This window comes from Salipaludibacillus daqingensis (assembly GCF_029891575.1).
GTDB classification, from domain to species: Bacteria; Bacillota; Bacilli; order Bacillales; family Salisediminibacteriaceae; genus Salipaludibacillus; species Salipaludibacillus daqingensis.
In genome coordinates, this window is the sequence record NZ_JARZHF010000009.1 from 72,504 (window position 1) to 97,560 (window position 25,057).

Annotated in this window: 21 protein-coding genes and 1 riboswitch; of the genes, 8 read left to right on the forward strand and 13 right to left on the reverse strand. The window is 37.4% G+C overall.

From position 1 onward, the window contains the following. Positions 1 to 401: 401 nt before the first annotated feature. A complete protein-coding gene (locus QDN89_RS16980; protein WP_280771356.1) occupies positions 402 to 1,028 on the reverse strand; it encodes a YczE/YyaS/YitT family protein in 627 nt (208 codons plus the stop codon). A gap of 176 nt (positions 1,029 to 1,204) precedes the next feature. Between QDN89_RS16980 and QDN89_RS16985 the strand changes: the two genes are divergently transcribed. Continuing rightward, a complete protein-coding gene (locus tag QDN89_RS16985) occupies positions 1,205 to 1,588 on the forward strand; it encodes a hypothetical protein (RefSeq protein WP_280771357.1) in 384 nt (127 codons plus the stop codon). Positions 1,589 to 1,683: 95 nt separating this feature from the next. Here the strand turns inward: QDN89_RS16985 and ytvA are convergent, their stop codons facing one another. The 5 genes from ytvA to QDN89_RS17010 form a co-directional block, all read right to left on the reverse strand. Further along, on the reverse strand, positions 1,684 to 2,466 hold the full coding sequence (ytvA, locus tag QDN89_RS16990; RefSeq protein WP_280771358.1) for a YtvA family blue-light photoreceptor: 783 nt from the start codon (positions 2,464 to 2,466) through the stop codon (positions 1,684 to 1,686). Positions 2,467 to 2,624: 158 nt separating this feature from the next. After that, complete coding sequence (locus tag QDN89_RS16995; protein ID WP_280771359.1) at positions 2,625 to 3,860, reverse strand: ROK family transcriptional regulator; 1,236 nt, start codon at positions 3,858 to 3,860, stop codon at positions 2,625 to 2,627. Positions 3,861 to 3,891: 31 nt separating this feature from the next. Then, a complete protein-coding gene (galT, locus tag QDN89_RS17000; protein ID WP_280771360.1) occupies positions 3,892 to 5,409 on the reverse strand; it encodes a UDP-glucose--hexose-1-phosphate uridylyltransferase in 1,518 nt (505 codons plus the stop codon). An 18-nt stretch (positions 5,410 to 5,427) separates the two neighbouring features. Further along, on the reverse strand, positions 5,428 to 6,417 hold the full coding sequence (gene galE / locus QDN89_RS17005; protein ID WP_280771361.1) for a UDP-glucose 4-epimerase GalE: 990 nt from the start codon (positions 6,415 to 6,417) through the stop codon (positions 5,428 to 5,430). A gap of 12 nt (positions 6,418 to 6,429) precedes the next feature. Continuing rightward, positions 6,430 to 7,608 (reverse strand): galactokinase, encoded by a 1,179-nt coding sequence (locus tag QDN89_RS17010; protein WP_280771362.1) that lies wholly within the window; start codon positions 7,606 to 7,608, stop codon positions 6,430 to 6,432. 309 nt (positions 7,609 to 7,917) lie between these two features. On the opposite strand from QDN89_RS17010, the gene QDN89_RS17015 reads away from it, so the two are divergent. From QDN89_RS17015 to QDN89_RS17025, 3 genes are all read left to right on the forward strand, one after another. Next, positions 7,918 to 8,382, forward strand: a complete 465-nt coding sequence (locus QDN89_RS17015; protein ID WP_280771363.1) for a metal-dependent hydrolase — start codon at positions 7,918 to 7,920, stop codon at positions 8,380 to 8,382. Between the two features lie 174 nt (positions 8,383 to 8,556). Further along, entirely contained in the window at positions 8,557 to 9,183 is a 627-nt protein-coding gene (locus QDN89_RS17020; protein WP_280771364.1) for an FMN-dependent NADH-azoreductase, read from the forward strand. 31 nt (positions 9,184 to 9,214) lie between these two features. Next, positions 9,215 to 10,063 (forward strand): pirin family protein, encoded by an 849-nt coding sequence (locus tag QDN89_RS17025; RefSeq protein ID WP_280771365.1) that lies wholly within the window; start codon positions 9,215 to 9,217, stop codon positions 10,061 to 10,063. Positions 10,064 to 10,124: 61 nt separating this feature from the next. Here the strand turns inward: QDN89_RS17025 and QDN89_RS17030 are convergent, their stop codons facing one another. After that, on the reverse strand, positions 10,125 to 10,640 hold the full coding sequence (locus QDN89_RS17030; protein ID WP_280771366.1) for a hypothetical protein: 516 nt from the start codon (positions 10,638 to 10,640) through the stop codon (positions 10,125 to 10,127). A gap of 327 nt (positions 10,641 to 10,967) precedes the next feature. Here QDN89_RS17030 and QDN89_RS17035 point away from each other — a divergent pair, with 327 nt between their 5' ends. After that, complete coding sequence (locus tag QDN89_RS17035; RefSeq protein ID WP_280771367.1) at positions 10,968 to 11,399, forward strand: ferritin-like domain-containing protein; 432 nt, start codon at positions 10,968 to 10,970, stop codon at positions 11,397 to 11,399. 191 nt (positions 11,400 to 11,590) lie between these two features. After that, a complete protein-coding gene (locus tag QDN89_RS17040; protein WP_280771368.1) occupies positions 11,591 to 13,621 on the forward strand; it encodes a putative bifunctional diguanylate cyclase/phosphodiesterase in 2,031 nt (676 codons plus the stop codon). A 29-nt stretch (positions 13,622 to 13,650) separates the two neighbouring features. On the opposite strand, the gene QDN89_RS17045 is transcribed toward QDN89_RS17040, so the two are convergent. Beyond that, positions 13,651 to 15,579, reverse strand: coding sequence for an endonuclease MutS2 (locus QDN89_RS17045; RefSeq protein ID WP_280771369.1), 1,929 nt, complete (start codon positions 15,577 to 15,579; stop codon positions 13,651 to 13,653). A gap of 589 nt (positions 15,580 to 16,168) precedes the next feature. On the opposite strand from QDN89_RS17045, the gene QDN89_RS17050 reads away from it, so the two are divergent. After that, the gene (locus QDN89_RS17050; protein ID WP_280771370.1) at positions 16,169 to 16,627 is read left to right on the forward strand and encodes a GNAT family N-acetyltransferase; all 459 of its coding nucleotides are present in this window, start codon (positions 16,169 to 16,171) and stop codon (positions 16,625 to 16,627) included. 221 nt (positions 16,628 to 16,848) lie between these two features. On the opposite strand, the gene arsD is transcribed toward QDN89_RS17050, so the two are convergent. The 3 genes from arsD to murB all read right to left on the reverse strand — a co-directional run bounded on the left by arsD (position 16,849) and on the right by murB (position 18,737). Beyond that, on the reverse strand, positions 16,849 to 17,211 hold the full coding sequence (gene arsD, locus QDN89_RS17055; RefSeq protein WP_280771371.1) for an arsenite efflux transporter metallochaperone ArsD: 363 nt from the start codon (positions 17,209 to 17,211) through the stop codon (positions 16,849 to 16,851). 21 nt (positions 17,212 to 17,232) lie between these two features. Next, positions 17,233 to 17,595 carry an ArsR/SmtB family transcription factor gene (locus QDN89_RS17060; RefSeq protein WP_280771372.1) on the reverse strand — a complete coding sequence of 121 codons (363 nt, stop codon included), beginning with the start codon at positions 17,593 to 17,595 and terminating at the stop codon, positions 17,233 to 17,235. A gap of 224 nt (positions 17,596 to 17,819) precedes the next feature. Continuing rightward, on the reverse strand, positions 17,820 to 18,737 hold the full coding sequence (gene murB, locus QDN89_RS17065) for a UDP-N-acetylmuramate dehydrogenase (protein ID WP_280771373.1): 918 nt from the start codon (positions 18,735 to 18,737) through the stop codon (positions 17,820 to 17,822). Between the two features lie 339 nt (positions 18,738 to 19,076). Continuing rightward, positions 19,077 to 19,242, forward strand: a riboswitch (M-box (ykoK) riboswitch). 296 nt (positions 19,243 to 19,538) lie between these two features. Here murB and mgtE point away from each other — a divergent pair. Beyond that, on the forward strand, positions 19,539 to 20,900 hold the full coding sequence (gene mgtE / locus QDN89_RS17070; RefSeq protein WP_280771374.1) for a magnesium transporter: 1,362 nt from the start codon (positions 19,539 to 19,541) through the stop codon (positions 20,898 to 20,900). A gap of 195 nt (positions 20,901 to 21,095) precedes the next feature. Here the strand turns inward: mgtE and QDN89_RS17075 are convergent, their stop codons facing one another. Beyond that, a complete protein-coding gene (locus QDN89_RS17075) occupies positions 21,096 to 24,176 on the reverse strand; it encodes an efflux RND transporter permease subunit (protein WP_280771375.1) in 3,081 nt (1,026 codons plus the stop codon). Positions 24,177 to 24,248: 72 nt separating this feature from the next. Continuing rightward, entirely contained in the window at positions 24,249 to 24,812 is a 564-nt protein-coding gene (locus QDN89_RS17080) for a TetR/AcrR family transcriptional regulator (protein WP_280771376.1), read from the reverse strand. Between the last annotated feature and the right edge of the window lie 245 nt (positions 24,813 to 25,057).

Genomic DNA, 25,057 nt, shown 5'->3' on the forward strand with positions numbered 1-25,057 from the left:
AGTGGTCGTTGTGCTTCATTCTGGCACAATTCGTTTTGATGAAGATATTTGCAAGTGCTAACAAACATTCACTTGCAACATTAGATTGTATAAATGATCTGGAATCCTGTGAACACTTCGAGTATGCCTTATATACACTGGCGCGGTCTCGGAGCCGCAAGGATGAAAGAGAGGTAGGGCTTTCATTATTTAAGCAATATTAAGTCTATTGCAGGTATTTTTACCGTGGCAAAATTATAATCAAACACATCTGTTATCAATGATCATGGATAACAAGAACTAACGAATAATAATCATGACGAACGAACACATATAAGCTTCATTACCTTATAATAGAATGAATAAAAGCAGGCTCCTTATGTAGGAGGCTGCTTTTCCAATTTCTTCTCTCTTTTAAAGGGTTATTTTACTGAAGGTTCTGTACAAATACGTCCCCTGAATGATGTAATCGGTTTGTAAAACAATTGGATAAGTGGACCTATACCAAATGCGACTAGCACTGTACCTAAACCAATTGGACCGCCAATGAAAAAAGCAATAACTAAGACAGATAGTTCAAGAAATGTTTTTGAAAAAGCAAGACTTTTACCAGTCAGTTTATGAAAGACCATCATCGAATGATCAATCGGATTTCGAGCAAAATTCGATTGCAAGTAACACGCAATTCCAGTAGCGCAGCTCAAAATCCCTACTATTAACAAAACAATTCGAAAAGCCACAAGGACGAATACGACGTCCGAGAAAACAACTAATAGCCAAAAATCAATGAAACTACCTATTAAAAACATGGTTATTAATGCAGCAAAGTCCGGCTTCTGTTTCAACAACAGTCCGTTTACTATTATAAGTAAGAATCCTATTATAAACGTCCAACTTCCAACCGTAAGACCGATATTATTCGATAAAGCCACAAATAGCGCATCCCATGGCCCTGCCCCGAGTCCAGCTAAAATAATCAAGCTTATTCCAAAAGATAAAAAAATGAGCCCAATCAAATAAAACAATCCTATTACTAATCTATTTTTCATAACACTACTTCTCCATTCTTTCGCTAAGATAGCAAAACAATAGCATACCATTAAATAGATTCATTTCCTATATATTTTTAGAAGGAATGAACAAAATCATGCATTTTAGTCGAAATGTTGATTAATAAAATGATAAACTACCAATGGTAAATATGAATTTGAAGGAGAGGTAGAAGATGTCTCATAGTAAAAAACTATTAATATCATCCGCATTATTTGGGGTGATTGGTGTCATGATGGGAGCACATATGGCTGGTGCTGGTTCCTATGCATTACGCCCTATCCATGCACACGTCCTCGTCGTAGGATGGCTATCATTATTTGCATGGAGTATCTTTTATAAAGTCTATCAACCAAAAAACGGTCTGCTACCAACATTTCAAGTTTGGACTGGACTCATAGGAGCAATCGGTTTGAATGTCGGTATGTATATCTTCATGCTCGATACAGTTCCTCTTTCTGATGTATTTTCATTAATTTTTTATATCGTTAGTGGATCCATACTTGCGATCAGTTACGTTCTCTTTTTCATACTTACGATCCTTCAACCTGATGACTAGTCTACTAAATTTATTGAGAAAAAGGATTACTGAATAAAAAACGCCTTGCACCCACGAACGTCATCGAGGAAACAAGGCATTTTTTATTGCCATCATCATTTACAATGTGGATTATTGTTCTCTATCGCTTCGATTGCCTGTTTTACCGACCCATATGTTATGAAACTTGAGAAATCAATGTTTAACCCTTGTGTGCGCATTGCAATTTTTGGGGTAACACCTGTGATAATTAATTTTACTCCCTTTAGTTTCAATAGGTCATTCAACTGAAAAATCCCGATTGTTGCTTGTTCGTCCATATTAGCAAATCCAGATAAATCTAAAATTAACGTTTCCACTTCCTCTTTCGATAATTCTGGTAGGATACGTTCCACAATGATATCTACCCGATGTTCATCTACGTTACCAATTAAAGGAAGAACCGACACTCCCTCTTTGACAGGGACAAGTGGAGTAGATAGCAATTCAATTTCACGGTTGTATTTCGCAATTTTTTCTTCCGCTTCTTTGAAATCAGTGATGTCTTTTTGTATTCCAACAAAATAATGTTTTCCTTCGTCTTCAAGGTAAATTGGGTCAATGTGAAGCAAGTTCCAAAACGAGTCTCCGTTTTTTTTATAATTTAATATTTCCACAGAAACAGGTTCGAATTTCTTTATCCCGTCTCTTAGTTTGTCAATCGTGGCAGGGTCCGTCCCCTCCCCTTGTAAAAAACGACAATTATATCCGATGACTTCTTCTTGCGAGTATCCTGTTAAACTTGTGAAGCCTTGATTTGCATAAATAATCGGGTTATCCGGTTGATTAGGATCCGAAATAATAAATACAAGCTGCGTTTTTTCCAATACTTTATCTTTCAGTTTTTGGATGTGAGGCATAACGCTCTACTCCCCCTTAAAAATATGTATCCATCGTCCTTCTCTCTATCATAACTGAAAGAACTTTTTTTCGAAAGAGGTAACCGACTCCCATGTCACTATAACTACAAAAGAAAAGAACTTAAATACGAGGTTGTCCCTCCTATCTAAGTTCTATTTTATACTTTCTTTTCCGCATGTTCGTAGCTATAAAGCTCAGATAACACAAGGGTACAAGCTCCGATCAACGAGCCTTCGTCTCCAAGTTCTGAAACAACAATTTTCGTTTTCTTCGCTCGATCACTCAACGCTCTCTTTTCAACCATATCTACAATTGGTTGCATAATAAGGGCATGTGCTTTGGATACTCCTCCACCAATTATAATCATTCGTGGATTAATAAAGTGGATGATATTCAAAATACCCATCCCTAAATATTTTCCAGTTTCTTGTAACACTTGATTAGCCACTTTGTCCCCGTCTTGTGCGCACTCATAAATCGACTGCCCATCAAGAGATGCCGCATTCATGCCGTTTTTTTCGGTCAACATCGACTTCTCCCCTTGTTCAATTAACGCCTTCGCACGCTCTTTAAGAGCATGTCCGGATGCTAGGGTTTGGAAACACCCCTTGTTGCCGCACGAACATTCTGGTCCATTTACATCAATGAGTGTATGACCAATCTCGCCAGCTAAGCTATCGTTTCCATGGAGTAACGAATTATTTAGAATAATTCCTGCGCCGATCCCTTCGCCAACGTTTAAACAGACGAAGTCATCTGTTTCTTTTCCAGCACCAAACCACTTTTCTCCTAATGCTAGGGCTTTCGCGTCGTTTTCCACACGTACTGGAAGGTGAAAAGTATTTTCTAGCACTTGTTTTACTGCCACACCTTCTAACTTAAGAGACGGGGCATGAATCGAAACACCCGTTTCGTGATCAACTATCCCGTGCATGGCTACACCAATTCCGATTAGTTTATCCTTTTCTTCCACTACTTCTCCGAGAAATGACTCAATAATTTTTTGCAGAAATTCGAGGAAACTTCCCTCATTTAATTGATTTGGAGAAGGCATTGCCACTATTCTACGCATAGCGATATGAGCATCAAGGTTTGTTAAAGCTAAACGAACCTTTTTCACCCCGACATCCACCCCAATAATGTAACGACTATTCGCATTGATTGTAAGCAAAATTGGTTTTCGTCCACCATTAGATGTACCGGCCCTACTTTCAAGAACCAACTGCTCCTTAATCAGTTCATTCACGATATTCGTCACGGTTGGGGGAGTTAATTTTGTTTTCTTCGCAATTTCTGAACGTGATATTGTACTATTCATGCGGATCGTGTTCAGAATAAGCGAGCGATTCAGTGACTTCATCAGCTGAAAACTTCCTGTCATTTGAGCAGCCATCGTGTCCCCCCTTGTTATAGGTTTTCGTTTATTACTGTAACGTCATCATAAATCGTAGAAGAGCCTTTTGTCCATTTTCATCCCTTTTAAACACCCCTGCGTGAGATAATATTGTTGAAAAAACGGTGCCTACTTCTTGTTGAAGAACTTCGTCCGCATTCGACAAATTTAAGTCAGGATGATTTCCCTTCACTTTTAATGCCCAATCAAGATGCTTGGCAATATTTTCATTTGATGCAATTTGTTTCTCAGGATGATCTGTCAATAAAGCGTCCGTCAGTTCGTTTAATTCTTGTTTTAACCTTCCAGGTAAAACTGCCAGTCCCATCACTTCGATCAAACCAATGTTTTCTTTTTTAATATGGTGAACTTCTTTGTGAGGGTGATAAATACCCATCGGATGTTCTTCCGACGTACGGTTATTACGCAACACTAAGTCCAATTCAAATTTACCATCTCTAAAACGAGCAATCGGTGTTATCGTATGATGAGGTGTGTCACCACTAAATGGTAAAACGCCTACCGATTGATCTTCATAGTGTTGCCATTTTTGGCGGATCATCTCAGACGCCAACACAACTTGTTCTTTGTCCGTTCCTTTTACTCGCAACACAGACATAGGCCACTTCACTTTAGCGACTGTCACATCACCGAAGTTCTCAAGGGGTTCTATTTCTTCTTCTGACGCTCTCGCCATTGGAAATTCATACTTTCCAGCTTGATAATGATCATGACTCAAAATAGATCCGCCAACAATCGGTAGATCAGCATTTGATCCAATAAAATAATGAGGATACTGTTCCACGAAATCTAAGAGCCGTTGAAACGTTCGCACGTTAATTTTCATCGGTTCATGTTTGGCCGAAAGTACAATCGCATGCTCATGATAATAAACGTATGGTGAGAATTGAACGTGCCACTCTTCTCCATTTAATGAAACTGGAACCGTCCGCAAATTTTGTCTTGCTGGGTGGTTTAGTCTTCCTGCATAACCAACATTCTCTTTACAAAGAAGACAGAGCGGATAGTTTGCTGACGGTACGTTTTTCGCTGCAGCAATTTCTTTCGGATCTTTTTCAGGCTTCGACAAGTTAATCGTAATGTCTAAATCTCCAAACTCAGTTGGCGTTTTCCAACTCATATTTTTTGCGATACGATCTCTTCGAATATAGTGAACGTCTTGGTTCCACTCATAGAACCATGCAGTGGCAGCTTCAACGCCTTCCGCTTGTTGAATTTGTCGGAATTGATTTGTTATATCAGATGGCCTATTCGAAAACACCGCCATGAGTTTTGTATCCAGTAAATCTCGTTCCGTCACTGTATTGTTTTGTAGAAATCCTTGCGAAGATGCCCAATCCAAAATATCATCCAATATTCGATATAGAGGTCTCCGATCAAACGTTTCATTGATAACCGGTGTTTGAGATTCATCCAAATGAAGAATCTCCATCAACTGATTTTTACAAAAGATAACATCTTGTTCCTCTATTAAGTTCTTACTTAAAGCATAATGGACAAGTTCATTCAATCGTTGATCGATAGTCATTGTTCCCTCTCCTAACATTTAAGATTGATAACCTTCTGGGTGCTTTTGGTGCCACTTCCATGCTGTTTCAATGATGGATTCTAAATCAGCATATTCTGGTTTCCACCCAAGAATTGTTTTCGCCTTATCCGAAGAAGCAACGAGTTTAGCAGGATCTCCATCTCGTCTTGGCGCAACTTCTCTCTTAATGTCTTTCCCCGTAACTTTCTCTACGGTATCGATCACCTGCTTCACGCTGAAGCCACTACCATTACCTAAATTAAAGACGTCGGACGGACCACCATCTCGTAGGTAGTTCAACGCAATCAAATGAGCTTGAATCAAATCTTTCACATGGATATAATCCCGAATACACGTGCCATCTTCCGTATTGTAATCGTCTCCGAAAATCATGATTTTTTCCCGCTGTCCTAAAGCTACTTGCAACACGATCGGAATTAAGTGAGTTTCTGGTTTGTGATCTTCTCCAATATCAACCGTCGGATGAGCTCCTGCTACATTGAAATAACGCAAGACAACATATGTCATACCGTAGGCGTTTGCACACCATTTCAACATTTTTTCAATAGCAAGTTTCGTTTCACCATAAGGGTTCGTTGGGTTCGTCACTTCTGTTTCTTTAATGGGAACAGACTCAGGTTCACCGTATGTTGCTGCGGTCGATGAGAAGACAATATGTTTGACATTGTATTGCTCCATTTTTTTCAATAGACAAAGTGCTCCATAGACATTGTTATCATAATATTGAAGGGGCTGTTCCACACTTACACCGACAAGGGAATCTGCAGCAAAGTGAATGACTGAATCGATCTTATGACTGGAAAAAACGTTGTCTAGGACACTCTCATCTCGAAGATCTCCTTTATAGAACGTTGCACCTTCTAGCACTGCTCCTTTGTGACCTGTTTGTAAGTTATCAAGCACAACTACCTCTTCATTTTTATTTAATAATTCAGCGACTCCGTGACTACCAATATATCCTGCGCCTCCGCAAACTAAAACCGCCATTTTCTACCCCTCCTATTTCGTTTCGTTTATCATTTCTCTAGTACCTTCTCCAATATCGACCACATAAAACTCCGTATCAATTCCCGTTCGTTGTTTGTATGATTTCGCTATTCGCTTCAACGTATTATCTAAATCGGCTTCTTTGATCAAATTTACCGTACAACCACCAAAACCAGCTCCAGTCATCCTAGCACCTAATACTGTTGGTTCTTCCCAAGCAGCTTCCACTAAAGCATCTAGCTCTTCCCCAGTAACTTCATAATCATCTCTTAATGATCGATGAGATTCATTCATTAATTCCCCAAATACTTGAACATCCCCTGCCTGAAGCTTCTTATGAGCTAGAATGGTTCGATCGTTCTCTTCAACCGCATGTTTTGCTCGGCGTTTTTCTGTTTCCCCTGTAATGACGTGCTGGTTCTCTCGAAATTGATCAGGAGTTAATTCACAAAGATGTTTAATGGAAACAACTTTCTGCAAATCAGACAAGGCAGATTCACATTCTGTTCGTCGTTCATTATACTTAGAATCAGCTAAGCCACGGCGTTTATTCGTATTCGCTAAAACGAGTTTCACTCCTTCTAACTTTACCGGTGCATAACTATAGTCTAACGTATCGCAATCTAATAAAATCGCGTGATCTTTCTTGCCCATACCAATGGCAAACTGGTCCATGATCCCACAATTCACACCGATATAGTCATTTTCTGCTCGTTGACAGAGTTGCACCATCGGAATTCGCTCCATTTCAAAACCATTCAACGCATCCCAAGCAATTGCCATCGCTAATTCAATAGAAGCGGATGAGGAGAGCCCAGCTCCATTTGGAATATTCCCATGAAAATAGGCGTCAAACCCTTTTGTACCCTGGTGCCCTTGATCTTTGAACATATAAAGCACGCCTTTAGGATAGTTCGCCCAGTCGTGTTTTTCGTTGTAATCCAATTCATCTAATGATGTTTCTATCATGCCTAAATCAGGGAAATTATCGGAATAAAAACGGATGTTTCGATCTTCTCTAGGTGCGATTGTAATATAAGTACCAACACTTAACGCACATGGAAACACATACCCTCCATTATAATCCGTATGTTCCCCAATCAAGTTCACTCTTCCTGGAGACAGAAATGTTCGAGGTTGTTTATTTGTTTCGAATACTTCTTGGAACGATTTCCTTAATTTTTCTACCATGTTTCTCATCCTTCCCTTCATAAAAAATCGTTTATTGATTCGTAACAACTTTGTTTTTAAAGATAACTAATTAATTTGTTGTAAGTGCTTTCTACCTTCTATTTATTAAGTATACACGATGAAAATCAAGAATGGAATCTTTATTAATAAATTTAATTAATGTTTTTCGGTAAATAAAAAGCTGTCCCTAAAGCGATTTGAAATCTTAAAAAACAAACTACCCTCACTCAAAGGGTTCTTGTTCTCTATTTCTTTCTCCCATTCATTTTGATACGATAATGACTTAATTAATAATGAAAGGATTACAACATGAGATACTACACACATATTACAACCTCAATTTCATCCGTTATTTTACTAAGTGATTGGCTCCCACCTCAAGTTTCCATCACGTCATCTATTGTGTTATCCGGAATCATTCTCGGATCCGTTCTTCCAGACTTAGATGAGTCAAGGTCATGGATTGGTCGACGAATTCCGATTTTATCAACAATGATAAGCTTGGTTTTCGGTCATCGTAGTATTACTCACTCAGGGATTATGCTCGCCCTTATGACAACTGCTTTCTTACATTTTTCGCATGAGTTTTTGCTCGGACTGTTCTTAGGAGTAGCTTTACATATCATTGCTGATTTCTTTTCCGTCGGCGGAATTCCACTATTTTATCCCTTTTCCAAAAAAAGATCTCAAGTTGGGCTATACCGAACAGGTAAATGGAGTGAGGGACTATTTTTCATATCGGGATTGGCTTTTATTATGTATTACCTTCTATAAAAGTTGCTAGAGTTAATGATTGAGTCGATTGCCTCAAGACAAGAGTAAGGAATTAGTTAGGTTAAGCATTATGGTTGACTTTACGAACCTTTTACTATAAACTAACTTTTTGTAAGCATAAGTTATCGAATTTTTCGTAACAAGCGACTTACTAAATTACTGGAGGTAATATATATGTCTAAAGTATTATTTATTAAAGCCAATTCAAGACCAGCAGATCAATCAGTTTCAGTGAAACTTTACAATTCATTTCTTGAGAACTTCAAAGAAACTCATCCTAAAGATGAAATCACCGAACTCGATTTGTTTGAAGAAAATCTCCCTTATTATGGAAACGAAAAAATTACTGCTATGTTTAAACAATCAAAAGGGATGGAATTAACTTCTCAAGAACAAGAAGATGCAAACTTTGTAAGCAAATATCTAAATCAATTTTTAGAAGCAGATAAAGTTGTTTTCGCTTTCCCACTATGGAATTTCACAGTACCAGCTGTGTTACACACTTATTTTGATTATCTCGCTCAAGCAGGAAAAGTGTTTACGTATACTGAAAACGGCCCTGAAGGGTTATTGACAGGGAAAAAAGTTGCTCTCGTAAATGCACGAGGTGGCATTTATTCAGAAGGTCCCGCTCAATCTGCTGAAATGGCTGTCAATTATGTTAAGAATATGCTTACATTTTGGGGTATTCAAGATATTGAAACGGTGATTGTTGAAGGTCATAACCAGTTCCCAGAAAAAGCGGAAGAAATTATTGAAGAAGGTATAAAAGAAACAGTCGCGGTGTCAGCAGGATTTTAACTAGTCAATTTTAAAGAGGAGGTTGTGTGGAATGTTTCAGAGAGAAATAAAAGATCATTGGTATGTTCATTATAATAAAAATGGCTACCCTCATGTCCAACAAGGATGGGTGTTACCACCGGATCGTCAATCAGAATTCGATCCCTTTATATTAATGGCAGACGATTGGTTTAAACGCGGAACTTTCTCTGACCACCCCCACCGCGGTTTCCAAACGATCACATACGTTGTGGACGGTAGGTTGGAACATACCGACAATCACGGTGGACACTCCATTTTAGAATCTGGCGATGTGCAATATATGAACGCCGGCGGAGGTGCAAGACACGCAGAAGAAGCAGTCGACGATGATCTCATTCATACGCACCAACTATGGCTTAACTTACCAAAGCATTTAAAAAATTCTAAAGGCTCTTATCAGAATGTTTTCGTTGAAGATGCACCAGTTGTCCCTTTTAATGCTGGTTCTGTAAAGGTCTATGCAGGAACGGTTGGAGGGGTAACTGGACCTATGGAAAGCCTTGTGCCAATCATTATGACTGAAATTACTTTTAACGAAGCGGGCGAGTATTCTTATGTTATCCCTGAGAATCATAATGGTTTTCTCTTCGTCCGTTCTGGAGAGGTTACGATTGGTAACAATGAAACCCCCCTTTCTAAAACAGCTGTAGCAACGCTCACTTATAATGAAAACGGAACAGATAAAAGTAGTGAATTGACGATTAAGGCAAATCATCGTTCGAAGATATTACTCTATTCTGGTGCCCCCATAAAAGAAGACGTCATCGCTTCTGGTCCATTTGTCATGAATACAACAGACGAAATCCGACAGGCTTATCGTGATTTCCAAGATGGAAAGTTTGGACCGCCTGTAGAATAACAAATAACACTTAAAATAACACTTGCTCCTCGTTTGAGAATTATCCAGACGAGGATCTTTTTTATCCGAATATTAATTTAAATAGTCCCATCGTAAATAATATAGTAAACGGTAATAGTTGACCGTATTGCTGCCACTTATACAACGAAGAGCGATGAGCTAAATATAATCCAAATATAAAGAAGATGGCAAATTGAACGGCTGCAAATAAAGGAAAAAAGCGACCAACTGACTCAAATCCAGCCCAAAGACCAAACCCTATATTATCCACATTAATAATAATAAATAATTTTAGCGCAATCGCCCTTTTGAATACTCCTTCCCCATCAATTAAATGAAACACGCTTAATATGAGTAAAAAAACACCTGATAATTTATTGAATAGATAAAAAGGAATAAAAGCGTCTAAAACTTGACCGACTTGATAAAAACCCCATAAAACGACCCCTGTTCCTATTGTAAGAAGTAAGAAGTGTGCCAATGGAAAATATTGTCTTCTATAACCAATAAGCCACCCCCATATAAAGCCATCAAAGCTTATAAAAAAAACCATAAACACCATCGAAATAAATGCCATCCGTTATCCCCTACTTTTTTTTACAAATGAAGATTGTCATTAAACTTAACTATATAAGTGATGAAAGTTTATTCTCATTCTTATGCTTGTCATCCAGATATTATTGATGTTCTTTTGCCTACCTTGAAAATAGAATAGAGAGTTCTAGCTTTTACCCTCTCTTTCCGCGGAAGAGATTAGAAGGAAGGCCTATTTACTGCTAATATGACGGATTTCACAACAAATCTTTTATTTTAAACAATAATCCATGGTTTAAATAACATTCGTTCGTGGAAACGTATGAAGTAGATAACGAAATCTTTTTCAAAAGAGAGGGATGATCTAGTAATGGATAAGAAAATGGAAGAATTAATTGACGGATTAAATGAGGATCTTGCAAATGAGTACGGAGCAATGATTATGTATACGTATGATGCGGCTGTTGTTTCAGGGCTTTATCGGCAAGTATTAAAACCTTTCTTTGAAAGCGAAGTTGCTGATGAAACGACCCACGCCCTTTACCTTTCAGAAAAAATCAAAACATTAGGTGGCACACCAACAACAACTCCGACACCAGTAAAACAATTACAAGATGTAAAAGAAATGCTGGAAGATGCATTAAAAGCAGAAATAGATACCATTGAGCGTTATGAAAAGCGTAAAACACAAGCAGAAGAACTTGGGCTGACAGAGCTCGTCGTTAAACTAGACGATTTCATCGCTGATGAAACAGGCCATAAAGAAGAAATGGAACGACTGTTAGACGATCCAAGATTATAATTTACTTTTCAATAAACAGCTGTCTCTCCTTGAGATAGCTGTTTTCTTTTTCCACTAGAACTCATATTTTGTCGATTTTTGGATAAATTTACTGAAAAATATTACATATCAAGGAAATAAGCTATATAATAAGAACTAAGTGATCATGAATTTTTAGTCTTTGAAAATAATGTATTAGTGAGGGATGACAAATGGATCGAAGTTTCACTATCAATCTTGCAACTCAACAAACAATAGATGCCATGGATCATCTTGTGGCTGTACTTTCTCTAGACGGAACGATTGAAATGATTAATCACGAATGGAGAATTGCATCGAAAGACCAAAATGGCAGCACGGGTTCTACAGCAATTGGTGTGAATTATTTTGATATATTAGAAAAATCCGAAGAATTTTTGCTCCTTTTTTGTATAAAAAAAGTTCTATCTGGAGAACATTCTTCATACAGGCATACATACCCCTGCCACTCACCCGAAAAAGACCAATACTTTGAAATGATTGTCTCAACTATAAAAGAGGGACACGACATTGTCGGCCTTATGGTTCAACATATAGATACAACAAAATTTGTCGATTCCCAAGACCAAATTTCCGACATTTTAGAAAGTATGACGGATGGATTTTTTGCTCTTGATCCTAATTGGAAAATAACGCATGCGAATCAAGAAGCTTTAAGGCTACTACATGTAAGTAGAAAAGATATAATAGGGCTGTCTGTTTGGCATGCCTTCCCTCACTTATTAAATACAGAATTTGAGGACGCATATAGAAGAGCAGTAGCAGAGCGAATAACGATCCGACTTGAAGCATACTTTGATCCTAAAAAAACGTGGTTTCAAGTTCATCTCTACCCGAGAAAAAACGGAGGACTAACTGTATACTTCCAAAGTATTAATGAACGAAAAAGAATGGAAGAGCAGCTTTTTCATTCCGCTTACTATGATGAACTTACCGATTTACCGAATCGAAAGTCTCTTCAAAAAGAAATCAATGATTCTATCGCTTTTTCTGAAAATAAACTCGAACAATTCACCGTATTTTTTATAGATGTGGATGGTATTAAAAATATCAATGATCTATATGGTCATCATATGGGAGATGAACTTCTCAAACAATTGGGGGATCGACTAGAAGATATAACAAAAGGTCACTTTGTAGCCCGGTTTGGCGGAGATGAATTTGTATTGTTATATAGAGGAAAAGCCCATACGAAAGACTATGAACGTTTTTCCAAAAGTATATTACTAGAAATTCAGCGTCCATTTCAAATATTAAATTACAGCGAATTTTCAATAACTGCAAGCATAGGAGTTAGTCAATACCCAGACGACGGGGTAACGACGGAAGATTTACTCAGTGCTGCGGATACTGCTATGTATAAAGCAAAGGAAGATAAAGGAAATAAAGTGGCTGTCTACCATAAACAAATGAAAGACACGTTAGCACACCGAATGTTGCTACTTGATCTATTAAAAAAAGCGATAGACAGTGATGATTTGTATTTTCTCTTTCAACCACAAGTCTCTGCACTAGATGGAAAGATCACAGGGATAGAAGTTTTATCTCGTTGGAAAGATCAGCATTTCGGCTTTATTTCTCCCGGTGAGTTTATCCCTTTAGCCGAGGAAAGCGGCCTCATCAAAAATATTACGACTAAACTTATCGATCACGTTTTCCCACTCCTAAAAAGTTGGGTTGATGAAGATCTTTTCAATGGAAAAGTTGCCATTAATTTCTCAACACTTTTATTAGAATCAGACGCCTTCATTGAGGACTTTATTAAAAAATTACAAATATATGATTTTCCACCAGGGACAATTGAAATAGAACTTACCGAAAGTGTTCAGCTATTAACTTCTCCAAAAATAAATCATCATTTACAAGTTTTGCGACAAAAGGGAGTCAGAATAGCCATTGACGACTTCGGAACGGGTTACTCGAACTTCGCTTATTTAAGTGAATTCCCATTAGACAAAGTAAAAATTGATATGACCTTTATCCATCAAATCGGAACAAATAAAAGAGTGGAAGAAATATTGCACGTTTTGATTCAATTGTCTAAAAAATTAGGTTATGACTGTGTTGCCGAGGGGGTAGAAACGAAAGAGCAATTAAACTTTCTCTTACAAAAAAAATGCAAATATATTCAAGGCTACTATTTTTTCGCCCCAATGGAACCAGAAAAGCTTTTATTAGAATTAAACAACCAACTCCCCAGTTAATTTTGGGAGTTGGTTGTTTAAAATGTTATTTATTGTTCCTCGTCTATACTCAATCCTTCGATAAACTTACGTCCTATTAAATGTTTTTTCTTTCGATACTCCTTCGATTTAAAAACGATGTCAAAGTCATACCCTTCCGGATAAAGTTCTCTAGCGGATATATACAAACTCAATCTCTTATGATTAAACATTGTCTTTTCTCCTTTTACTTGTACAACATAATTTCCTTTGTCGTCAGGACCTTGATAGACGATTCCTAAATCATCAATCGCTGAGATTCGAACGTTATCACCTTGCTCAAAAATGGTTATGTCTCCCCCTTTATTTTGTACTTTACTTCTCTTTCGACCATATTTATCAATTGCAATTTGTCGCTCTAAACTTTGTTTATTTAATTCACTAATTCTTTTTTCAGGAAATGTCACCGTGTTATTATTCGTTAATTCATAGGCTCTTTTCACTAAATCAGGATGTAATCCAAGTTTTAAAGCAATATCAAAAGCTTGACTATTTCCTGTTTCCCCTACTAAAAGACGATAAGTAGGTTGCAGGGAGTCTAAATCGAACTCCATCGACCCATTGATAAACCCTTTCTTTTCTTCAGCAAATCCTTTTAGTTCTCTATAGTGAGTTGTTGCAAGTAATGTTGCCCCTTTGAGAAATAATTGTTCCATAATGACTTGAGCTAATCCCATTCCTTCACTAGGATCTGTTCCCGAGCCAAGTTCATCTAACAAAACGAGACTATTATTGTCGGTTTTTTCCAAAATATGAATGATATTTCCCATCCTGGAACTAAATGTACTTAAATTTTCATCAATACTTTGCCCGTCTCCCATATCCACGTATATTTTTTGAAATAAATGAACTTCGCTTCCCTCATCTGCCGGAATTAACAATCCAGTTTGTGCCATTAACGTTAATAATCCGACTGTTTTTAATGTTACTGTTTTTCCACCTGTATTTGGACCTGTGATAACCAACGCTCTCGTCTCCCCCTCTAACTTTAACGATAACGGAACGGCATCCTTCCCTAACATTGGATGGCGTGCTTCGATCAAATCTACTTTATAATCCTCGTTAATTTTTGGGATGTTGCCTTCCATTTCACGACAATATTTTGCTTTTGCAAAAATCACGTCGTAATGATGCATCGTTTCCATCGCTATGTTAATTTCCGCTTCGTTTTCTAGGATAATACCTGTGAGTGTATATAAAATTTGTTCCATTTCATGCTCTTCTGACAGTTTCAATACGTTTACGGCATCTTGGATGTCAGCTACTTCTTTTGGCTCCATAAATACTGTAGCACCAGATGCAGAAGTATCTATAACAGTCCCAGATACTTTATTTCTATATTGTTTTTTAATCGGAAGCACGTATCTTCCATTCTTTTCTACAATCATGGATTCCTGTAAATATGATGTGATTTTTTTGGACCGACTCATGACCTCCGCTTTATTTTTCAATGACTCTTGCTCTTGTCGAAGGTGCCGACGAATTTTAGCCAACTCTTGAGTTGCATAATCATCTATTTGACCATGTCTTAAACTTCGAGCAATTTCATCTTCTATATCTGAAAGGTGACTAATAGATAACGCGTAGGTCGCGATCACAGGTGCTACACTTTCTTTATCCAACATGAATCGCTTTAGTTTTCGGCAATGCTCAAAAAATGATAGTGCTCTAGTCAATTGCTCAGTCCTTAAGAACATTCCTTTTTTTGCTTGTTCCAAACTACTAGTGATTTCATCCAACGAATGAATTGGAACACTAGCACTTATTTTCAATATTTTTACTGCTTCGTCTGTTTCATGAAGCATTCTTTCCACCTGTTTTTTATTGGATGATGGTTTACATCCACGAATCGTTTCTTTACCTTTTGATGTTAAAGCTAGTACAGCTATTTCATCTAAAATTCGATTGTAATCTAATATATCTAATGTTTTATTATTCATGTTTTTCACCTCGAAGATTATTTTGACCTTTCCCCTCTAGTTCAAGCAGCAGTTTAACTCGTCAATGTGGAAAAACTCTGGCTTAACAAAAAACGTCTTAAGCAAATGCTTAAGACGTTCATAACAGACCCCTTCACATGAGTGATTGTTTGTTATACATAGATAGAGGGTATTATTTCATTACACCCTCTATCTATCCACACATCCAAAAAAAGCGATGACAATACGCCATAGCTTAAAGGTTTCCCTATGATTTCGCTACGCTGCTTGTTCTTAACGTTTCTTAGAAAGAAAACTCAAATAAGCCCGCATTTGGCAGGTTTTGATTTCTTTCAAGAATTTATCCTGTTCATGGATTAGTTAAGAACCGCACTCATAAAAAAATCTCCTTTATTTGTGAAAGGGTTTATTTATCTTTATATGTTATAAGATAATCATTATTTATAACTCTGTCAATACCATTTTCAATTAACACTTCTAGGAGCTTGTTACGAAGAAAATTCTCGTAATTCACCATCAACTAATATAAACGATATTCTCTCTAACACGTTAAAATTAAAAGGTGGGCCGGATGGAAAGGAGCTCATTTATGGAGCTAAATATCAATACGAAACGCTTGAAGTTAACTGCTTGTTCTGAACCTCTTCTTCCACTCATGAAGTTAGAACATTACGATCACTATCCCCATATCCTTTCCCATGTTGAGTTACTAAAAAAAGACCATACTTTTTTCGGATGGGGTCCATGGTTAATTCTGGACATGAATCAACTCCACATTGTTGGTGATATAGGGTTTAAAGGAAAACCTGATTCTGATCATACTGTGGAAATTGGCTACGGAATATTACCATCCGAACAGTCTAAAGGATATGCAACAGAAGCATTACAAGGTTTAATTGATTGGGCATTTGAGCGCAAAAACGTCAAACGTATAACAGCAGTATGTCGACATGACAACGATGCTTCAATACGTGTATTAAATAAAGTAAACATGGTTCCAGTCAGGAAGGAACTGCAAATGATATCTTGGGAGCGAAAAGCTCAGTGATAAAAATCTCTTTAAATACCTGTGGGTAATCTTAGAAATCCTTAAGTTGCAAGCAGGTAATAGAATACAAAAAAGCGCGCTCATTTAGTTCATCCTAAAATGAGCGTGCTTTTAATATTCAGGTATTTTCGCAAACTTAATTTTATTGTTCTTCTGAAGTGAAAAGCAATCCCGATTGCTGTCCGCAAAAGCTTCTAACTGAAGCAAATTTTTAACAGGGCCTATTTTAATGTAATATTCAACTGCTTTTTTGGTTCTTTCCCCTGCATGTCTTTTGGATCAAAGCCAAACCACTCGGAAAACTCCCCAACGGTTGGATAACGTCCATAAAAGCTTAGTTCACCATTAACCACTACTGCCGGAAGTGCATCTGGTCCATCAGATCCTAAAAGGTCATTTATTTGTTTATTATTTGCAAATTGATCTGGTTCTTGCCCCAAATTATATCGTTTCACATCATATCCTTTATTCACTAATTGATGATGAAGTCTAGAAATCCTAGTTAGTTCTGGATCAACACTCGGTCCACAGACACCTGTTGGGCAACATAATGCCGGATCAAATATTTCAATTTTCGCACTCACATTAATCATCCTTTTTTCGATTTATTTTGTAAGAATTGTTGTACATAACACTCGCTTACCATTGGAATTAAGTGATTCAACTTCATGTTTTAATGAAGGTAATTCCGCTAATATTGTTTTTAATAAAGGAAGATGTTGGTAATCTTCATTAAGTCGATAAAACTTCCATTGGCCTTGACTTCGTATTTGAATAATAGACGCTTGTCGAAGTTTTTTTAGATGCTGACTAACGGCTGGCTGACTCATATCAAGTAAATCAATAATGTTACACACACATAGTTCCTCTTCAGACAAATACAACAGTATTTTCAATCGATTTTCGTCATTCATCATTTTAAAAAGTTGTGCCTGTTCTTCTAATGAAACGTTCTTCACTGATTCCATCAATACACCCTCCTTATTTAAATGTTATCGCTCTATATAATAAAGTTTTTATATAATCGTTTATTTATATTTTAACAGGTTAACCCTATTCAATCAAACGAACATCTGAACGTTTCGTTACAAAATTAGCTCATTTTTAAAGTATTCCTCTAATTTTCACAAACCAAGGCGAATAAATGAAAAGCTGGTTCTTTATAAAAGAACCAGCTTATTTATATCCGGGTTTAATCTAAATCTTCACCAACAATCTTTGCTTCTAATTCTAGCTCTATACCAAATGTTTCTTTCACAGTTTTACGAACCATTTCAATTGTATTAATATAATCTGTTGCAGTCGCACCATTTTTATTAACAATAAAACCAGCGTGTTTTGTCGATACCTCTGCTCCACCAACACCTTTTCCTTGCAAACCGCTATCTTGAATCAACTTTCCCGCAAAATACCCAGGTGGCCGTTTGAATACACTACCTACTGATGGAAATTCTAATGGTTGTTTCGATTCTCTTTGGAATGTAAGATCATCCATTTTGTCTTTTATTTCTGCTTCGCTCCCTGGAGCAAGGTTAAAGACGGCTTCTAAAACGATCATATTCCTTTTTCCTATAATGCTTGATCTGTAGCTAAGTTGTAGCTCTTCTTTCGTTAACTTGAGAATATCCCCTTGCTCATCCACTACTTTCACATGGTCAATCACATCTTTTACTTCTCCACCATATGCCCCCGCATTCATAACCATCGCGCCACCAACAGATCCAGGGATACCACAGGCAAATTCCAAACCAGTTAAGTGATGCTGCAATGCTACTTGAGAGGCATCTTTGATATTTGCTCCACCTTGAGCGACAAGTTGATTACCTATTACTGATATGGAGGACAGGTGTTCCATGTGCATCACTAACCCTCGGATGCCACCGTCTCGAACAATCATATTCGACCCATTACCTAGCAACATAAAAGGAATCATTTCTTCTTTTTTCAAGCGAACAATTTCTGCTACTTGTTCATAAGTGTTAGGCAAAACAAAGAAATCAGCCTTTCCACCAAATTTCGTTAACGTGTGCTCACTCATCGGTTCATTCTTATAAACGGAATGACTACCAGATATTAGTGTGAGCTTTTCATATATATCTTTAATATTCATTGTATTTCCCTCTTTTACTTTTGGCTTTGTTCATCAAATGCTTCATTTAATCAATAATTATGGATTGAACATACACATTAATGCCATTTATTTTTATTCGCTATGTTAAAAGTAAATGTTGATTTTAGAAAGTCCTCTAGACTCAAATAAAAACAAGAATTAGTTATCAAAAAATCATCCTCATTCTTCATTATAAAGGGATTAAGGTTAAATGTGAATAGAATGAAAGGCACGATAAATCGTTTTTTAAAACATACTGGTACTACTTTATTCTTTTTATCTTTGATCAGGTTGACATCCTCTTCTTTTAACGTTTATAATTCACCTGTTAGAAAAAATATCATTCCTCGTTAGGTGAGGCTCCTGTGCTGGAGATATGCTGCTGCCCAAAAACGTCCAAAGACGCCAATGGGTCAACAGAAACCATCGACATAAGGTGGTTTTTAACGTAGCTGGAATTTTTCCTATGCCGCACAGTGCTAAAGCTCTACGAATGGAGGGCGACATGATGACTCAATCATCATGGCTTGTTTAACTTTGGCTTAAACACCTTCATTCGATATGAAGGTGTTTTATTTTTCCCCTAATTAGCTTGAGAATCATCCATTTCATTTTTCAAAAAATAAGTGGTCCTACTATTTTAAGCATTCAAAATTTACCGAAAGGAGTGATGTGGAATGGACTCGGTACCTGATCCCAGTTGTAATATTATAAAAACAAACCGAATACTAAAGGGACTCCATTACGAGCACATCACACCTCTGAGAGATTGGTGTCCCTAAATAAAGGAGGCCATTCGAAATGGTGAAATTAACCGAACAAAATCGTGAAGAGTATGCTCAGTCCATTTTGCATGCCATAGATGAAAGTCATATCCAACAGTTCAGACAGTTATTTTTCGAACTTCATCCGCAAGACCAAGTTGATGTCTATCTGTCTATGAACAAACCTCAAAGAAAAAATATCTATGAATTCCTTTCTCCAGATGAATTTGCTGAGATTTTCGAAGAGTTAGAACTAGATGATCAAAAGAAATTCATTCAAGAACTTGATGAACATTACGCTCAAGATGTCATTTCTCATATGTCTACGGACGATGCCGCTGATTTTTTAGCTGAGATTCAAGAAGCAAAAGCATTTGCAATCATCGACGGATTAGAAGCAGAAGATGCGAAAGACATTAAAGAACTACTCAGTTACGAAGATGAAACTGCCGGATCAATTATGACTAAAGACTTTGTTAACCTTCACGCTTCTTCTACGATTCGTGATGTTATCAAACTGCTGCGACACGAAGGTCCCGACGCAGAAACGATCTATTATTTATATGTTGTGAATGAAAAAGAAGAGTTGGTCGGTGTGGTATCATTACGCGACTTAATTACATCAGAACCTGATGCATTGGTAGAAGAAGTGATGAGTACTCGTGTAGTGTCAGTTAAAGTCAACGAAGACCAAGAAGATGTCGCTAGCTTATTTAAAAAATATGATTTCCTTGCCGTACCAGTTGTAACAGAACACAAAAAGCTAGTAGGGATCATCACTGTTGATGATATTCTTGACGTAATGGAAGAAGAAGCTTCAGAGGATTTAGATGAGTTTGCTGCCTCTCGTGGTGCAACTGATTTAACGATCACTCCATTTACAGCTGCAAAAAAACGAGCTCCGTGGATTATTTTATTAATGTTCTTTGGTATGATATCAGCAAATATTATCGCTCAATTTGAAGCAACTCTAGAAGCTGTTGTCCTTTTAGCTGGGTTTATTCCTTTAATCATGGGTTCAGCTGGTAATGCTGGTACACAGTCACTAGCCGTAGCTGTTCGTTCTCTTGCACTTGGAAATTTAGAGAAAAAAGGGCTTGGAAAAATGATTTTTCGAGAATTTAGTACCGGCGTGTTATTAGGATTAACTTGTGCGGCTGTTTTACTTATTATAATTCCTTTCATTCATGAAAGTTATTTATTAGCATTTATCGTCGGTGTATCCATCTTCTTATCTTTAAGTGTGGCGACAGTGATTGGAACGATCGTTCCACTAATTATAAATAAATTAAAATTAGACCCTGCCATAGCCTCTGGCCCATTCATTACGACAGTTAATGACATAGTTGGATTAATGATTTATTTCACCGTTGCAACTGCTTTACTCGCATACCTTTAATCATGGTTGATTACGATGAAGTGCGTTATAGGACGGTGGAAGTTCATTATAGATGTGTGAAAGTGCATTATAGATGCTCGAAAGTACATTATAGATGTGTGAAAGTGCATTATAGACTCCCGAAAGTGCATTATAACAATATTCGACAAAATCCCCGGCACCTATTTCCAGCGCCGGGGGTTGTTCTAGATGCTTTTATTTTCCAAACTTCGTAGCAAATGCCGTATAAGCGGCTGGCACGATGATGACAGTTAGCATTGCCGAGAATAACAAACCAGAAATAATCGAAATCGCAAGTGGGACAAATAGAACATCTCCACTTAATGCAACAGGAGTTAATGCACCGATAGCTGTAAATGCTGTTAATAAAATCGGTCTTAATCTCACTCGACCTGCTTCAATAACAGAATTCTCAATCGACATTCCTTCCGCTCTACGTTGCTTAATAAATTCAAGTAAAACAATGGAGTTTCTCACAACAATCCCTGCTAGAGAAACAATGCCCATCAAGGCCATGAATCCTAACCCTGTCTGTGTTAAAAATAATCCAATTACGGCACCAGCTCCGGCAATATGAACGGTACTCATGATCAACAACGGCATCGTTAATGAGTTAAATTGAATCGCCATCACGATGTAAATAAGGAATAACACGACTAGAAATAGAGTAGCTAATTCAAGAATGAAGTCGGTTCTTGCTTCTGTTTCTCCTCCGAGACTTACCGTGTAATCACTGCTTACAGATGCTCGGACATCATCGGTTATTTCTTCAATCTCATCTTCTAATACACTATCGCTATCATTTGCAGGGAAAACTCTGACAGTGATCGTTCGCTCTCCATTTTCACGAATAACTTGAGGAATTTCTTGCCCTTCTGATGATTCAAGAAGCGTGTCTAGTTCAATCAATTCAGGCGGACCACCCTCTCCACCACCAGCTTGACTTGGAATCACCATTTCTGATAAATCTAACTCTCCATTTCCTTCCACTCGGTCTAATGTCAATTGAAGGTTAATGGCATCTTGAGCTGTTCGGAATGTCAGTAATGGAATACCGTCTGTCCTTAAACCAATTTGTTCACTCACTTGGTTTAGTGTGATGCCGTTTTCCTCTAATTCCTCTCGAACAGGTTCATAAACAACAACTGGTCGAAGAGGACCCATATCATCTAGAACCGTTCCGCTTTCAGGTAGTTCAGCAATTCGATCCTGTAACTCATTGCTCAGATCTATTAACGTCTCTACTTCAGGCCCTTGCAATTTAATTGCAATCGGCGCCCCAACAGGAGGGCCAGATTCAATGGTCGTCAATTCAATCTCTGCCTCTGGAAATTCTTCTTGTAAAGGCTCTGTCCACCTTGAAATCGTTTCTACCGCAGACTGTTCTTCTCGATCAACTCTTAACAGTAAATTACCTGTCTCTTCTCCACTATTAGATATACCTTCACCGAATAATGGAGGTAACCCTTCCCCCGCGTAAATCGCTGTTTCGAAAACAAATTCATCTTCTTCTAAAATAAATGATCTCATGTCTTCTAAAGTAGCTTCCGTGTCTTCAATCGTTGTCCCAGCAGGCATTCGTACGTCAACAGTTACTTCTTGTCTGTCTGTTGATGGGAAAAATTCCACTGGTATAAACGGAATGAGCGCATAAAAACTAGTCGTAATAACAAAACCGATAATCGCCACTTTCCAAGGATGACGAACAACTCTCTTTAGAATAGAATCACTATACCAATTGGCTAACGAATCTAATTGTTTACCTAAAAGACCATCCTTTTGAGCCCTTCGAGTATTCTTCTTTTTTCGAAGCAATTTCTTCTGTCGCCATACTAAGAAAATTGGAACAAATGTTAGTGCGACAACGGTCGAGGCTAGAATCGTCGCAATTAACACCGTTGGTAATGCACTAATAAAGTCACCACTACCGCCAGAAATAAATACGAGTGGTAAAAAAGTAAATACGATCGTTAATGTTGACGTAATGATCGATACACGAACTTCTTTACTACCTGCAAGCGCCCCTTTTAAAGGGGATAATCCTTCACGATATTTATTGCGAATATTATCTCCAACAACAATCGCATCGTCGACTAATATCCCTAATGCAATAATCATTCCAATAATGGAGATTTGGTTCAAATCCACATTAAAAAATGGAAGAGGGATAAGACCAATTAATACAGATGTAGGAATCGCTAACGCCACGATAATCGCAGAGGACAAGTTAAGTCCAAGCAGTGTAACTACTACAACAGATAGTGCTGCCAACGCAAAAGATAACGTTAAATCGCCAAATATTTCATCTACAATTGTTTTTTGTGTGTAAAACAATTCAAAAGACATTTCTTCCGGAACATCTTCCGCCAAAGTCATGATTCGTTCGTCCACCTCATCATGAAGTTGAGGGATATTCACACCACTACTAGGAATGATCGTAAATGATATCCCAGGCTTATCTTCAAATGAAATCAAGTTATCAGGAGTTTCATTCATCCTTCCAACGTCGGCAATATCTTCGAGGTAAACTGGATCATCATCAAAATCAAGACCAATAAAAATCGAACCAATCTCCCCTTCTTCTTCAAGAGTAGATAAAGCTAATTGGACATTTTGATTATCCATTTGCTGAACTCCTAATGGTTGTGTATTCAACTCTTGATCGACGCCTTCAATCACATCTGGAATTTGCAATCCTCTTGAAAACAATTCATCCGAGTCAACATCAATTTGAAAGTGTTGATCTGGAAAACCTTTAACGATTGTTCCATCCACTCCTGGAATAGACTCTACTTCCCCTTGCCAGTCGTGAACCAAATCTTTTAATTCGTATAACTCTTCTCTATCTTCATTTAAAATATGATAACTAGATAAAGCACCTAATCCCGCAGCCTGAGTGAAGTCAGGGGTTATCGCCTGTTCTGGAAGTTCACTTTCAGCTCTGGAAATAGCTTGCTGAATATCAGTAAAAACGTCATTTTTATCTGCACTATCATCGATTTCAATAACGATGTTGGAAAAACCCGATGTAGAAACCGAGTTCATATCACTTATACCGTCAATATTTTCGATTGCATTTTCTAATGGAATCGTCACTTGTTGCTCCACTTCTTCTGGAGTTCCTCCTGGATAAGCGGTTGAAACGGTTCCGATATCAAACGAAAATTCTGGTATTTCACGTTGTGGAAGTTGAAAGAGAGTTAAAATCCCTACGACCACCAAAATAAGCACAAACATCATTGTAATTTTAGGACTCTTTATAACTGCTTGAAACATGTTGGCTTCCTCCTACCTTATCTGCATAATGAGAAAATAGTTGACAGTTGTGTCATTTTGTATCAAAAAAAATCATTTTTCTTTTTTTAACCCGTGTGCGACTAGTTGGTAAACTTCCTCTATCCACTGTGATTGACTTGTATGTTGAACAGGAACTTGAACTGTCGCCATTACTAAACCAACAAGTGTTTTCATTTGAATATCTGTCCGTATCTCACCTTGGTTTTGTCCATCTTTTAAAATTGATTCAATTTTTTGTTTCATTTCATGAAAAAGCGCAAACATTTTTTTGATATTTTCTTCTACTCGTGCCGTTGAATGTTGATCAATATAAGGCATAATTTGCAACATTTGGTGCATATGAGCATAACGAGACCAGAGATAAATTAAGTATTTTAGCGGTTCCTCTTCCTTTTCGACTTGCTCCATCTTTTCCACTACTCCATTAAGGAGGTGGAGCATGTAATCGGTAATCAACTCTTCTTTGTTCGTGTAGTAATTGTATATTGTACTCCTAGCGACTCCAAGTCTTTCTGAAAGTGCTTTGAAATGGAATCCTGCATAGCCAGACTCCAAGATCAACTTTTCTGTCTCATAAAATAATTGAGATTGGTCCATCGTTTTTTTACGGCTCATGCTTACTATTCTCCTTTTTCATCAAACCTTCCGTATATTTTTATCATTAATAACTTTTATATACCCAAGATTATATCATCTCTAACATCTTTGTATAACCTTTTTGAAACTTTTGTTTAGATGTCTCTTTAACTGAATATTTTAACTTTATTAATTTCAAGCATTGTCATTGCTTGAATCCCAAGTTACATGCTATGTTTTTAAGGGACTTACTATCACATATACTAATAGGGGGGAACAACATA